Genomic DNA, 12,903 nt, shown 5'->3' on the forward strand with positions numbered 1-12,903 from the left:
GGTCAGCGAAGTCGGGGAGGAAAAGGGGAGTGCTTGTTCACAGGGCTGTCCACCGGGTCGTGCACAGGTTTCGCGCAGTTGTCCACAGCATCGGGGCCGTCGTCCACATGGCCTGTGGATAACCAGATTGGCTGACGTGGCCTGCGGGCCTACCGTGGTCCGGCGCCCGCTCCGTTCGTCGACCGTGAAAGTCTCACAAAACCGACGCGCCCGAACCGGAGTTGGGCCTCTTAGTTGTCAGTGCCGTGCCGTAGAAATATGGGGCGCGGTTAGGTCCGCTCCGCGGACGGGAGGAGGTGGCTCGGTTGAGCATTTCCGAGCCCTTGGACGATCCGTGGGCCGACAGCGGTCCCAGTGATCGTCTGCCCCCCGCACGCCGGCGCGACGGGGGCCGCGGGCGCGACGAGCAGCATGACCGGGGCCGGGACAGCGGGGAGTGGGACGGAGGCGGGACGCCCTTCGAGCGGGTGCCGCCTCAGGACCTCGACGCCGAGCAGTCGGTACTCGGCGGCATGCTCCTGTCCAAGGACGCCATTGCCGATGTCGTCGAGATCCTCAAGGGCCACGACTTCTACAAGCCGGCGCACGAGACGATCTACCAGGCCGTCCTCGACATCTATGCCAAGGGTGAGCCGGCCGACCCCATCACGATCGCCGCCGAGCTCACCAAGCGCGGCGAGATCAACAAGGTCGGTGGCGCGTCGTATCTGCACACGCTCGTCCAGACCGTGCCGACGGCGGCGAACGCCGAGTACTACGCGGAGATCGTGCACGAGCGGGCGGTCCTGCGCCGCCTGGTCGAGGCCGGTACCCGGATCACCCAGATGGGATACGCGGGCGATGACGACGTCGACGAGATCGTCAACCGCGCCCAGGCCGAGATCTACGCCGTCACCGAGCAGCGCACCAGCGAGGACTACCTCCCGCTCGGCGACATCATGGAGGGCGCCCTCGACGAGATCGAGGCGATCGGCTCGCGCAGCGGCGAGATGACTGGCGTGCCCACCGGTTTCACGGATCTCGACTCGCTCACCAACGGGCTGCACCCCGGCCAGATGATCGTCATCGCGGCCCGGCCCGCCATGGGTAAGTCCACGCTCGCCCTGGACTTCGCCCGCGCGGCCTCGATCAAGCACAACCTGCCCAGCGTCATCTTCTCCCTCGAGATGGGGCGCAACGAGATCGCGATGCGCCTGCTGTCCGCCGAGGCCCGTGTCGCCCTGCACCACATGCGCTCCGGCACGATGACGGACGAGGACTGGACCCGTCTGGCCCGCCGGATGCCCGAGGTGTCGTCCGCACCGCTCTACATCGACGACTCGCCGAACCTGTCGATGATGGAGATCCGCGCGAAGTGCCGACGACTGAAGCAGCGCAACGACATCAAGCTCGTGATCATCGACTACCTCCAGCTGATGCAGGCCGGTGGCTCCAAGCGCTCCGAGAGCCGTCAGCAGGAGGTGTCGGACATGTCCCGTAACCTCAAGCTCCTCGCCAAGGAGCTGGAGGTCCCGGTGATCGCGCTCTCCCAGCTGAACCGTGGTCCCGAGCAACGCACGGACAAGAAGCCGATGGTGTCCGACCTGCGTGAGTCCGGCTCCATCGAGCAGGACGCCGACATGGTGATCCTGCTGCACCGCGAGGACGCGTACGAGAAGGAGTCGCCGCGCGCGGGCGAGGCGGACATCATCGTGGGCAAGCACCGTAACGGTCCGACGGCCACGATCACCGTGGCCTTCCAGGGTCACTACTCGCGCTTCGTGGACATGGCGCAGACCTGATCGCGTGCTTGGGGGGTCTCACATCTCGCGGCACAATCTCATCTCCGACGGCACACAGGCGGCACATATGCCGTGTTTGACATCCCCCTCCGGCGGCCACGCGGCGGAGCCAGCCACCGGACCGCCCTACGCGCCGCTGACAAAGCCAGGGTGGGAGGAGACACCGACCCAAGCCGCGAGACAGCGGGAAGCTGCTCAACGCCTCGCCTCGTACCTGGTCAGGGCCACGCCGCCGGAAAACGTCCGTGTCTCCACCAGGTTCAGGTTCACCCAGCTGTCCAGCGCCGTGAAGAACGGCGTACCGCCGCCCACCAGGACCGGATGGGTGACGATCGTGTACTCGTCGATCAGCCCGGCGCGCATGGCCGCCCCGGCGAGCGTTGCGCCGCCGATGCGCATGGAGCCGCCGTCCTCTGCCTTGAGCCGGGTGATCTCGGCGATCGCGTCGCCGGTGACCAGGCGGGTGTTCCAGTCGACCTTGTCGATCGTCGAGGAGAACACCACCTTCGGCGTGTCCCGCCAGTTCCGCGCGAACTCGATCTCCGCCGGGGTGGCGTTGGGCTGCTGGTCGCCGGTCGGCCAGTAGGAACTCATCGCCTCCCACAGCTTGCGCCCGTACAGCGACAGGCCACTCGCCTGCTCCTGGTCGAGCCACCACTGGAACAGCTCGTGGTTCCGCGGCCCGCTCCAGCCGATGTCGTCGCCGGCCGCGGCGATGTAGCCGTCCAGGGTCAGGTTCATGGCGTAGATCAGTTTCCGCATGGCCCAGCCTTTCGTGAGTCGGACTCCGGCGTATGGACCGGCGCCGGGCGGGAAACTCATCGGTGCGCGAGCCGGGCTCGCCGGTGGTCCTCGGGCTCGGGGCTCAGCGTGGTGTACTCGGCCGACACGGGCAAGCCGCCTGATCTCGACCTCGCCCTCGCGAGGAAATGCCATTGAATTTGAGACTGATCACGGGGGACAAGGCCGTGAGACAACCGAGAACGCCCAGGTCACGCAAGATCGACGTGTCACGAGCGGCGAGTCCCCGCAGTGCCTGTGGGGAGTCAGATTCCGTCAGGTTGAAAGAACGCGAGCATCTTCTTGCCGGCGTCCGGTGACATCAGCAGTTCCTGCAAGTCCGTGGACATCCGGGCGGCAGCGCTGGTGCGTTCGAACATCTCGCGTTCGTGTTCTCTGACGGCGGCGGGAAAGTCGTCCGGGTGCGCGGCCAGCGCGAGACCGAGCAGGGCGCCGTCGAGCAGCGCCATGTTGGCGCCCTCGCCCACCGGCGGCATCAGGTGCGCGGCATCGCCGACCAGCGTGACGTCCGGCTTTGACGGCCAGGTAAGGCCGACCGGGAGAGCGGTGATCGCCCGCGGCACGACCGTGTCGTCGCAGGCCTCGATCAGCGCGATGAACCGTTGGTCCCAGCCAGGGAGCAGGTCGATCAGCCGCGCCCGGGCGGCGGCCGGGTCGTCGAACGGGATCCCGCTGGTGGCGAACCAGTCCTCGGCCGTGTTGTAGAAGCTGAGGCCGATGCGAACGCGGCCGTCACCGTTGCGCTGCGCCGCCAGGGACAGTCCGTTGCCGAGGACCCAGTAGTTGCCGCGCCCGACCATCGCCGCGAGCGCGGGGTGCGTGCGGTCGATGTCGGGAATGCCGACCTCGACGACGTTCTGGCCGATATGCGCCGGGCGGGCGTCGGTGAGCAGCGCGCGGACCCGGGACTGCGCGCCGTCCGCGCCGACCAGCAGGTCATACGTCGCACTGCTGCCGTCGGCGAAGTGCAGCAGGCCGTTGGCGGCGGATGTGAGCGCGTGCCCCCAGCGCACCACGTCTTCGGGGAGGGAATCCAGCAGCAGGTTGCGCAGATCGGCGCGGTCGACCTCGGGTCGCTCGAGCGGGGCGTCGTCGGGCGTGTCCTCCTGGAACAGCAGGGTGCCATCCGGCTTGAGAAGACGCATGTCCTGGCCCGCGCCTCGGGCGATTCCGTAGAACTGGTCGATCAGACCGGCCTCGCGCAGCGCCCGCTGGCCGGAGTGGATGTCGAGCATGCCGCCCTGGCCACGCGCATGGCGTGACGATTCACGTTCATAGACGACGGAGTCCATGCCGTTCACGTGCAGCACACGGGCGAGGGTCAGGCCTCCGAGGCCGGCTCCGACGATGGCAATGGTCATTGGCTGCTTTCCCCTCGATACACCGTACTGACCGATACACTGTATCGCTCGGATGCGAAGTATGGTGAGCGGCATGTTGGTGTGGGAGAGGCCGGAGCCGCCGAATCGACCCGTGCCGGCCCCGTTGAGCCGGGAGCGGATCGTGCGAGCGGCGATCCAGCTGGCCGACGCGGACGGCCTGGACGGGGTGTCGCTGCGTAAGGTCGCCACCGCGCTGGACGTCCGTCCGATGCGGCTGTACGGCTACATCGCCAGCAAGGAGGAGCTGCTCGACCTCATGGTCGACGCCGTCCACGGCGAGGTCCGGCCGGTCGGAGACGGTTGGCGGGAGGTGCTCCAGTCTCTTGCCGAAGCCACTCGGCACGCCGCTCACGAGCACGAATGGCTCGCCGACCTACTGGGTGGCCGACCCCAGTTGGGGCCGCACGCACTGGCCAGTGGAGAGGCCGTGGTGGCCGCACTGGGCGACGTCGACGTGGACGCCGTCATGCCGGTGGTCGCCGCAGTCAACGCGTACGTGATCGGAGCGGTACGCCGAGAGGTCGCCGAGCGGCGGGCCGAGCGGGCCACCGGGATGGACGAGAAGCGCTGGCAGGCCTCACTCGGGCCCTATCTGGAGCGGACCCTGGCCACCGGCCGATTCCCCGCGCTGGCCACGGTGGTGCGCGATGCCGCCCATCTGGACGCCGACGACACCTTCCGGATCGGCCTCGACTTCCTGCTCGACGGCATTGAAGCCCGCATCTCAAGGTGACGCGCGGCCGAAGGACCGGGACCGATGACCGGGACCGATGACTGGGACCGGCCCATGGCGCCCAGGTCGGCGGGCTGACAGGTTGAGACGACGCGACATCGCCGAAGCGCGCGGAGACTGCAGCACCGGCCGGCTCTCCGGCCCGCCGCAGAGAAATGCCATGGAACTGAGATTCCAGCCGCACCAGATGCGTTGAGACACCTCAGGCTCCGCTGGTCGGCTCAGAACTGCATGTCACGCGATCCTGGACTTACAGTGCCCTCGGCGAAATGGACTCGACTCCGGCAGCGCCGCCGGGTGGACTGGGTTCATGACGACACCTCTGGAAGAGCTGCTGCCCGGCACGCGGCGGGCGCTGCTGCACCGGATCGCCGTCGCCCAGTCCGAGGGGCGGGCGCCCTCGCTCGTCGCCGCGGTGGTGCGGGACGGGTGGGCTGTGTGGCACGGGGCGCGGACCTGCGTCGACGGGCACGCGCCGGACGAGAACGTGCAGTATCGGATCGGCTCGATCACCAAGACCTTCACCGCCGTCCTGGTGCTGCGGCTGCGGGACGAAGGGGCGCTCGACCTCGAGGACCCGCTGGAGAAGCATCTGCCGGGCTCGGGCGCCGGGGAGGCGACCATCGCCCAACTTCTCGCTCATACGGCCGGGTTGGCGGCCGAGTCACCCGGTCCGTGGTGGGAGCGGACACCGGGCACGCTGCGTCCCGACCTCTCCGACGTTCTCGGTGACCAGCCCGCCCTGCATCCGCCGGGGCGTCGTTTCCACTACTCCAACCCCGGCTACAGCGTCCTCGGCGCCCTTGTCGAGGAACTCCGCGGCGCGCCGTGGGAGGAGGTACTACGGCGGGAAGTGCTCGAACCCCTGAGTCTCGACCGCACGAGTGCGCGGCCCGTGGCTCCTCAGGCGGAGGGCTGGGCGGTGCACCCCTGGGCCGATGTGATGCTGCCCGAGCCCGCCGAGGACTTCGGCCGGATGGCCGCGGCCGGGCAGCTCTGGTCCACGAGCGGCGACCTGGCACGGTTCGCCGCCTTCCTGGTCCGAGGGGACGACCGGGTGCTGAGCGCGGAGACGCTCAAGGAGATGCGGACGCCCGCGGCGCCGGCCGAACTCACCGACCTCGTGGACGGCGGCACCTACGGGCTCGGGATGCGGATCGAGAACCTGGGCGGCCGGGTGCTCGTGGGGCACTCCGGATCGGTGCCGGGTTTTCTGGCCGGCCTCACGATCAGCGTGGCCGACGACGTCGCCGCCGTGGTCCTCGCCAACTGCACGTCCGGTCCGATGGTGACTCAGGTGGCCGCCGACCTCGTCCGCATCGTGGCCGAGGCCGAACCGCGGATTCCGGAGCCGTGGCGGCCGCTGCGGGATGTCGATCGGGCCGTCCTGGAGTTGGCGGGTCAGTGGTACTGGGGGACCAGTCCGTTCGCCCTGCGGGTCATGGCTGATGGCGACCTCTCCCTCGGGCCGCTCTCCGGCGGTGGGCGACGCTCGCGGTTCCGGGCGAACGGCGACGGAACGTGGACAGGGCTGGAGGGCTACTTCGCCGGCGAGACTCTGCGGGCCGTACGGCGACCGGACGGAGCCGTGGATCACCTCGACCTCGGGTCGTTCGTGTTCACGCGCCAGCCCTACGACGAACGGGCCGAGGTGCCCGGCGGTGTGGACGCGCAGGGATGGCGGGGGATCGGCTAGCGCTCAAGACGGGAAGGCGCCGTGTTTCACGTGAAACACGGCCTTCCTGCTTTGTGACGTCCGGGAGGAGCGGTGGCGCTGTCGCCGTCCGGGCGCTTCAGAGCTGGAGCTTGAAGCCGACGTGTGAGGCTTCGAAACCCAGCCGCTCGTAGAAGCGGTGGGCGTCGGTGCGTGTGCTGTCGGAGGTCAGCTGGACCAGTCGGCAGTTCTCCCGCCTGGACTCCTCGATCGCCCACTCGATGAACCGGGTGCCCAGGCCGCTGCCGCGCTCGTCGGCGTGGACGCGTACGCCCTCGATGATCGACCTGGTCGCCCCGCGCCGGGAGAGGCCGGGCACGATCGTCAGTTGGAGCGTGCCGACGACCCGTCCCTCGCACACGGCGACGACCAGACGTTGGTTCGGGTCGGCGCTGATCCGCTCCAGCGCGCTCACATACGGGGCGAGGTCGTCCGGCGACTCGCGCCGCGCACCCAGGGGGTCGTCCGCGAGCAGGCCGACGATCGCTGGGACGTCCTCGGCGACGGCGGCACGTATCTCAAGATCTCCCATGGTCGCACCCTATGCAGCGGCGGGGGTCTTCAAGGACTCCACGACCCGGACCAGCGGGGCCAGCTCGGGGTTCTCCGCCGCCTTGTCGAGGGCCTCGCGAAGGGCGGCGTCGTTGGTCGGGCGGGCCTCGGCCAGCAGCTCCAGGCCGGCCTCGGTGACGTTCGTGTAGATGCCGCGGCGGTCCGTGGGGCACAGGTAGCGCTCCAGCAGGCCACGGTCCTCGAGGCGGGTGACGAGCCGCGTGGTCGCGCTCTGGCTGAGGACGACGGCGTCGGCGACCTGCTTCATCTGCAGATGGCCGCCCTCGTCGTCGTGCTGGCGGCTGAGCACGTCGAGGAGGGAGTACTCGCGCACGCTCAGGTCGTGCCGGGCCTGGAGAGCACGCTCGATGTGGGCCTCGATCCTGCCGTGGAGCAGGGAGAGGGCGCACCAGCCCTGAGCGAGAGCGGTGAGCGCGGGGTCCGTCGCAGTCATGGGTGTTCTCCTCCGTCCCGGTGCGGCTGGATCCCAGGATAGAGCAGCCCCGCAATAGACCGCAGTTGCATGCATCCCGCGTCTGCAACTATTGTGGACGAACATAAAGCGCTCCTGCAATCGTCTGGGAAGGTCTACCCCACCATGCCTCTCGCGCTACTGGCCCTCGCGATCGGGGCCTTCGGAATCGGCACGACCGAGTTCGTGATCATGGGCTTGCTGCCCGAGGTCGCGGGTGACTTCGGAGTCTCCATCCCCACGGCGGGCTTCCTGGTCACCGGCTACGCGCTCGGTGTCGTGCTGGGGGCCCCGCTGATGACGGTCCTCGGCACCAGGGTGTCCCGCAAGCGGATGCTGATGCTGCTGATGGGCTTGTTCATCATCGGCAACCTCCTGTCGGCGGTCGCCCCCGCCTTCGGCGTCATGCTCACCGGCCGGATCGTCGCCTCGCTCGCCCACGGCGCGTTCTTCGGCATCGGCTCGGTCGTCGCGGCGGACCTGGTCGCTCCGGAGAAGAAGGCCGGAGCCATCGCGATGATGTTCACCGGCCTCACGGTCGCCAACGTCGTCGGCGTCCCTCTGGGCACCCTCGTCGGGCAGACCGCCGGCTGGCGCGTGACCTTCGGCATCGTCGCCCTGCTCGGAGTCCTCGGCCTGGCGGGCATCGCGAAACTGGTGCCCGAGCTGCCCCGCGTGGAAGGCGTACACCTGCGGCACGAACTGGCCGCCTTCAAGAACACCCAGGTCCTGCTCGCCATGGCGATGACCGTCCTCGGCTTCGGCGGTGTCTTCGCGGCCATCACCTACATCGCGCCGATGATGACCCACGTGACCGGCTTCGCCGAGGGCTCCGTCACCTGGCTGCTCGTCCTCTTCGGGCTCGGCATGGTCGGCGGCAACCTCGTCGGCGGCAGGTACGCCGACCGTGCCCTGATGCCGATGCTGTACGTCTCCCTGGGCAGCCTGGCGGTCGTCCTGGCCCTCTTCACCCTGACCGCGCACAACAAGGTCCTCGCGGCTGTCACGATCGTCCTGATCGGCGCCCTGGGCTTCGCCACGGTCCCGCCGCTCCAGAAGCGGGTCCTCGACCAGGCGCACGGCGCTCCGACGCTGGCCTCGGCGGTGAACATCGGCGCCTTCAACCTGGGCAACGCCCTCTCCGCCTGGCTCGGCGGCCTCGTCATCGCCGGAGGCCTCGGTTACACCGCCCCGAACTGGGTCGCGCCGCCCTCGCCGCAGCGGCCCTTGTCCTCGCCCTCGTCTCGGCCGCGCTGGAGCGCCGCGACGGCGCCGCCAGCGCCGTCGTCACCGGACGGACTCCGGCCGAACAGCCGGCAGCCGTCCACCACTGAGCCGCTCGGAGATGCGGAGCCAGGGCCGTCCCCGCACCTCCCGGTTCCTCCCACCCCACGACAAGCACGCACAGACCTTCCCGCACAAGAAGCACCCGCAAGGAGAAGCCCCCGTGAGCACCACCACCGCCGTCGCCCCCCTGACCGTCCATGACGCCGAGGTCCTCCTCACGGCCGCCCGCCGCGCAGCCGAGACCGCCGGGGTCACGGTCAGCGTCAGCGTCCTGGACGCGGGTGGCCATCTGCTGGCCTTCCGCCGGGACGACCGCGCCGTCCTGATCTCCGGCGAGACGAGCACGCGCAAGGCCTACACGGCGCTCCAGCTGAACACTCCCACCGCCGACCTCGTCGACGCCGTCCAGCCCGGTGGCCTCTTCCACACTCTGCCCACCGCGCTCGACAGGCCGCTGCTGTTCATCGCGGGCGGCGTACCGGTCCACCGTGACGGGCGGCTGATCGGGGCCGTCGGCGTGGGCGGCGGTGCACCGGAGCAGGACCACGGCTTCGCCACCGCGGCCGTGGAGGCGCTGGCCTGACCCAAGCTGTCCTTCGTTCGGATGACGCCGGGTTCCGCGATTCTCGGGACCCGGCGTCCGCGTCCCCGGTTGCCTCAGCCGGCCGCCACCGTCAGCGGAGCGAACCGCCGCGTCCAGTCGCCGGGCAGCTCCGTGATGCCATAGGTCATGACGGTGTTGAAGGCGACGGGCGCCAGGCCGCGGTCCTTGAGCCAGGCCAGCAGCTCCTCGTGCCGGACGTCGATGTCGGTGCGCAGCGGACGGTCGGTGTGCTCGGCCAGGGACGCCACGAGGGACTTCGCCGTCTCCGTGTCCCGGGCGATCAGCGGCCCCACGACATGGGTGTCCATGTTGGGCCAGGCGGCCGCGTAGCCGACGATCCGGCCGCCGTCCTCGGCGACCCGGACCTGGTCGGCGAACGCGGGCAGCCGGGCGATCACGGGGGTACGGTCGGTGCCGAACACCTCCTCGTCCAGGCGGAGGATCGTGGTGAGGTCCTCCGCCGTGGCCGCACGCGTCGAAACGCGGGGCTCCCATCCACCGGGCGAGAAGCGGCCGACCATCATCTCGGCGCGGCCCGTCGTCTTGAACCCCAACTCCTCGTACAGCGGACGCCCGTTCGGTGTCGCGTGCAAGGTCAGAGGGGTCGTGCTCATGACGGAGGTGATGTGCCGCATGAGCCGGCGGCCGACGCCCTGCCGGGCATGCCGTTCGGCGACCAACACCATGCCGATGGCTCCGAGAGCGGGACGGCCGTGCGGGCCGTACTCGGTGACCACACAGGCGCTGACGAGACCCCCGTCCGGGTCGTCGATGCCGTAGCCCTTTCCGGCGGTGAGGAGGAGGCCCCACTTGTGTTCCTCGCGCGGCCACCCCCTGTCCTCGGACAAGTCGGCGCAGGCGACGAGGTCGCGGTGCGTCAGGCGGCGGATGGGGAGAGCGAGGAGGGAAGGAGTCGGCACGCACGTCAGGCTGTCCGACCGGTGCCGTCGGCGTCCACCTGTTTCCCCAAGGTCGTATGTGCTTTTGGCCAAGCCGTGGCCCACTGCACAGCGTGCCGACAACCAGGCGTCGTTTCACGTGAAACATCGGGCGGATACGTCCCCTGAAGGGCTGGGCCCAGGAGCCGCCGTCGTTCTTCGTGGAGCGGCTGACCGGCTGGGGTGCACACGCCGCTCACGGTTCGCGCTTTCCCGCAGTTCCTTTCACCGAGCCCGTGGATCCGGCGGGCGTGCTCAATGCCGCGGCGAAGGTGCTGATCGCCGACCGGCTGTGTGCGGACTTCGGCGTGACGCGGGCCGACTGCGTCGCCTATGGCGATTCGCTCTCCGGCAGGGATCCGTTCGCGGCGGTGCCGGTCTCGGTCGCGGTCAACGCCGACCCGCACCTGACGGGCCTGGCGTCCCACTCCTACGTGGGGAAAGATCTGTGGGATGCCTATGAATTGGTGTGTGGCGCCCGGTAATTGAGGGAACCGGTGGTTCGCGCCCGGGTGCAGTCGTGGGGAGGGAAGGCGGGACTTGTGTGTGAGGCGGCGCCCGGTATGGTCGACTCCGGTTCGTGTCCGGGACGTGATGCGCGAAACACGGCCTACGCATTCCACGCGGACCGGAAACAGGGCAATGCAGCCTAACGAGATGGAGAGATCGAAGACCCGCTATTCGGGTTGAACGACCGAGGGGTTCACGCAGAGGCGATGCTGCGGTGAGGGATCCGCGACCCAGTCGCATCTCTCCCGTGCGTGCGTCACCGTACGCAGCCGAATTCACGGGTGGACAGCGGTCGGACGGGCCGCTGAACGGCAGACCGTCTGCGGGGGAAGCAGGCACCTTCCGAACGTGGAAGTGCACAGACCGACCGAAATATGTTCGAGGCGAGGCACACCATGGACGCTCCGACCACCAGGTCGGCCGACAACGGCACGTCCGGCGGCGGGGACGGATGGTTCACGCCGCACAAGCAGCCGGCACCAGCCACCGACGGCGAACGGGAAGCCGCCGACGGCCGCCGTCTGGCGGCGCTCCGCCCGGTGGGCAGGAAGGCGAACGCCCCCATCGGCGAGCCGCCCCCGGGCGAGGCCGCGGAAACCGGCACCCGAATACCCTCGCCTCCCACGGCAGCGCCCGAGCCGTCGGCCGATCGGCGCACGGAATCCACCGTGGAGCCGCCGGGCGACCTCGCCGGGGCGCCCTCCACGGAGCCCCGGCCGTCCTCCGTCGCCGAGCGGTCAGCCGCAACGACTCCACCGGCCGGCCGCACCCACGCACCCGTGGAGACCACTGATTCCGTCGATGCGCGTGCGGTGACCCCTTCGCGGACTCCGGCCGGGTCTCGGACAGCCACCGCCCTCCATCAGCCCGGTACGCATCGGGCTGATGCCCCCTCACAAGCCGCTGGTGGCCTCCAGGCAGCCCCCGGGCCGTCCCGCGACCCGCACCGCCTCCCGCGCCCTCTGAGCCCCGAGTGCCCGCCCAACGCCCCGCCCTCGCCGGGAACCCCTCTCCGGACGCCGTCCTCGTCCGCCGGACCATGGCCGAGGTGGCTCCCGTGGCCGACAAGGTCACCTCGTACTTCTACGCGCTGCTCTTCGTACGCCACCCCCACCTGCGTCCGTTGTTCCCGCCCGCGATGGACGCCCAGCGCGACCGGCTGCTCAAGGCGCTGCTCACCGCCGCCGAGCACATCGACAACACCCCGGTCCTCGTCGACTACCTGCAGAACCTCGGCCGTGGACACCGCAAGTACGGCACCCGCGCCGAGCACTACCCGGCCGTCGGCGAGTGTCTGATCGGGGCGTTGAGCAAGTACGCCGCTTCCGTGTGGGACGCCGAGACCGAGGCGGCCTGGGTACGGACGTACACGACGATCTCGCAGGTCATGATCGACGCGGCGGCCGCGGACGAGTTGCGCGCACCCGCGTGGTGGTACGCCGAGGTCGTCTCCCGCGAACTGAGGACGCCCGACATCGCCGTCCTCACCCTCCGCCCCGACCAGCCCTATCCCTTCCGCGCCGGGCAGTACGCGGGCCTGGAGACGCCGTGGTGGCCGCGGATCTGGCGGCACTACTCCTTCGCCTCGGCACCCCGCTCCGACGGACTGCTCACGTTGCATGTGAAGGCCGTACCGGCGGGATGGGTGTCCAACGCCCTCGTGCATCGCGCGCAGCCCGGCGACGTCGTCCGGCTGGGGCCGCCGGCAGGCTCGATGACCGTCGACCACACCCGGGACAGCGGGCTGCTCTGTCTGGGCGGCGGCACCGGCATCGCCCCCATCAAGGCTCTCGTCGAGGATGTCGCCGAACACGGCGCCCGCCGCCCGGTGGAGGTCTTCTACGGCGCCCGCAGCGACCATGACCTGTACGACATCGACACCATGCTCAGGCTCCAGCGGTCCCACCCCTGGCTCGAGGTCCGCCCGGTGGTCGACCGGCACGGCGTGCTCCAGCTGCCCGACGCCATACGGGCCTTCGGCCCCTGGACCGAGTACGACGCCTATGTGTCCGGTCCACCTGGCATGATCCGCAGCGGCGTGGACGCCCTGCGCGGCGTGGGTATCCCGGCGGAGCGCATACGCCACGACTCGGTGGAGGAACTGGTCGCCGCCGGGAGCTGATCCCGAG

Annotated in this window: 10 protein-coding genes and 2 pseudogenes; 7 read left to right on the forward strand and 5 right to left on the reverse strand. The window is 69.8% G+C overall.

Annotated elements, in window-relative coordinates; translation table 11 throughout:
* Positions 1-305 precede the first annotated feature (305 nt).
* Entirely contained in the window at positions 306-1,781 is a 1,476-nt protein-coding gene (gene dnaB, locus BM536_RS28230; RefSeq protein WP_073491231.1) for a replicative DNA helicase, read from the forward strand.
* Between the two features lie 195 nt (positions 1,782-1,976).
* Here the strand turns inward: dnaB and BM536_RS28235 are convergent, their stop codons facing one another.
* Both BM536_RS28235 and BM536_RS28240 read right to left on the reverse strand, forming a co-directional pair.
* Complete coding sequence (locus tag BM536_RS28235; protein ID WP_073491232.1) at positions 1,977-2,543, reverse strand: dihydrofolate reductase family protein; 567 nt, start codon at positions 2,541-2,543, stop codon at positions 1,977-1,979.
* A gap of 284 nt (positions 2,544-2,827) precedes the next feature.
* Entirely contained in the window at positions 2,828-3,943 is a 1,116-nt protein-coding gene (locus tag BM536_RS28240; RefSeq protein ID WP_073491233.1) for an FAD-dependent oxidoreductase, read from the reverse strand.
* A gap of 73 nt (positions 3,944-4,016) precedes the next feature.
* Between BM536_RS28240 and BM536_RS28245 the strand changes: the two genes are divergently transcribed.
* Together BM536_RS28245 and BM536_RS28250 are read left to right on the forward strand one after the other, a co-directional pair.
* The gene (locus BM536_RS28245) at positions 4,017-4,697 is read left to right on the forward strand and encodes a TetR/AcrR family transcriptional regulator (RefSeq protein WP_073491264.1); all 681 of its coding nucleotides are present in this window, start codon (positions 4,017-4,019) and stop codon (positions 4,695-4,697) included.
* A 310-nt stretch (positions 4,698-5,007) separates the two neighbouring features.
* Positions 5,008-6,393 carry a serine hydrolase domain-containing protein gene (locus BM536_RS28250; protein ID WP_073491234.1) on the forward strand — a complete coding sequence of 462 codons (1,386 nt, stop codon included), beginning with the start codon at positions 5,008-5,010 and terminating at the stop codon, positions 6,391-6,393.
* A 97-nt stretch (positions 6,394-6,490) separates the two neighbouring features.
* Here BM536_RS28250 and BM536_RS28255 read toward each other — a convergent pair whose 3' ends face one another.
* Positions 6,491-6,943, reverse strand: a complete 453-nt coding sequence (locus BM536_RS28255) for a GNAT family N-acetyltransferase (RefSeq protein WP_073491235.1) — start codon at positions 6,941-6,943, stop codon at positions 6,491-6,493.
* A 9-nt stretch (positions 6,944-6,952) separates the two neighbouring features.
* Complete coding sequence (locus BM536_RS28260) at positions 6,953-7,417, reverse strand: MarR family winged helix-turn-helix transcriptional regulator (RefSeq protein WP_073491236.1); 465 nt, start codon at positions 7,415-7,417, stop codon at positions 6,953-6,955.
* A 144-nt stretch (positions 7,418-7,561) separates the two neighbouring features.
* Between BM536_RS28260 and BM536_RS28265 the strand changes: the two are divergent.
* Together BM536_RS28265 and BM536_RS28270 are read left to right on the forward strand one after the other, a co-directional pair.
* A pseudogene (locus tag BM536_RS28265) lies at positions 7,562-8,769 on the forward strand (MFS transporter).
* 113 nt (positions 8,770-8,882) lie between these two features.
* A complete protein-coding gene (locus tag BM536_RS28270; RefSeq protein ID WP_073491237.1) occupies positions 8,883-9,305 on the forward strand; it encodes a GlcG/HbpS family heme-binding protein in 423 nt (140 codons plus the stop codon).
* Positions 9,306-9,379: 74 nt separating this feature from the next.
* Here the strand turns inward: BM536_RS28270 and BM536_RS28275 are convergent, their stop codons facing one another.
* Positions 9,380-10,246, reverse strand: a complete 867-nt coding sequence (locus BM536_RS28275) for a GNAT family N-acetyltransferase (RefSeq protein ID WP_073491238.1) — start codon at positions 10,244-10,246, stop codon at positions 9,380-9,382.
* Positions 10,247-10,413: 167 nt separating this feature from the next.
* Between BM536_RS28275 and BM536_RS28280 the strand changes: the two are divergent.
* Together BM536_RS28280 and BM536_RS28285 are read left to right on the forward strand one after the other, a co-directional pair.
* Positions 10,414-10,749, forward strand: a pseudogene (locus tag BM536_RS28280) (HAD family hydrolase); the annotation flags it as partial.
* A gap of 998 nt (positions 10,750-11,747) precedes the next feature.
* A complete protein-coding gene (locus BM536_RS28285) occupies positions 11,748-12,896 on the forward strand; it encodes a globin domain-containing protein (RefSeq protein ID WP_079274871.1) in 1,149 nt (382 codons plus the stop codon).
* The last annotated feature ends 7 nt before the right edge of the window (positions 12,897-12,903 follow it).

Source organism: Streptomyces phaeoluteigriseus, from assembly GCF_001896135.2.
Classification (GTDB): domain Bacteria; phylum Actinomycetota; class Actinomycetes; order Streptomycetales; family Streptomycetaceae; genus Streptomyces; species Streptomyces phaeoluteigriseus.

Excerpts from the sequence above, each read along its gene's own strand:
- BM536_RS28255 (WP_073491235.1), bottom strand. The coding sequence starts at position 6,943 with ATGGGAGATCTTGAGATACGTGCCGCCGTCGCCGAGGACGTCCCAGCG.
- BM536_RS28250 (WP_073491234.1), top strand. The coding sequence starts at position 5,008 with ATGACGACACCTCTGGAAGAGCTGCTGCCCGGCACGCGGCGGGCGCTG.
- BM536_RS28240 (WP_073491233.1), bottom strand. The coding sequence starts at position 3,943 with ATGACCATTGCCATCGTCGGAGCCGGCCTCGGAGGCCTGACCCTCGCC.
- BM536_RS28245 (WP_073491264.1), top strand. The coding sequence starts at position 4,017 with ATGTTGGTGTGGGAGAGGCCGGAGCCGCCGAATCGACCCGTGCCGGCC.
- BM536_RS28235 (WP_073491232.1), bottom strand. The coding sequence starts at position 2,543 with ATGCGGAAACTGATCTACGCCATGAACCTGACCCTGGACGGCTACATC.
- BM536_RS28260 (WP_073491236.1), bottom strand. The coding sequence starts at position 7,417 with ATGACTGCGACGGACCCCGCGCTCACCGCTCTCGCTCAGGGCTGGTGC.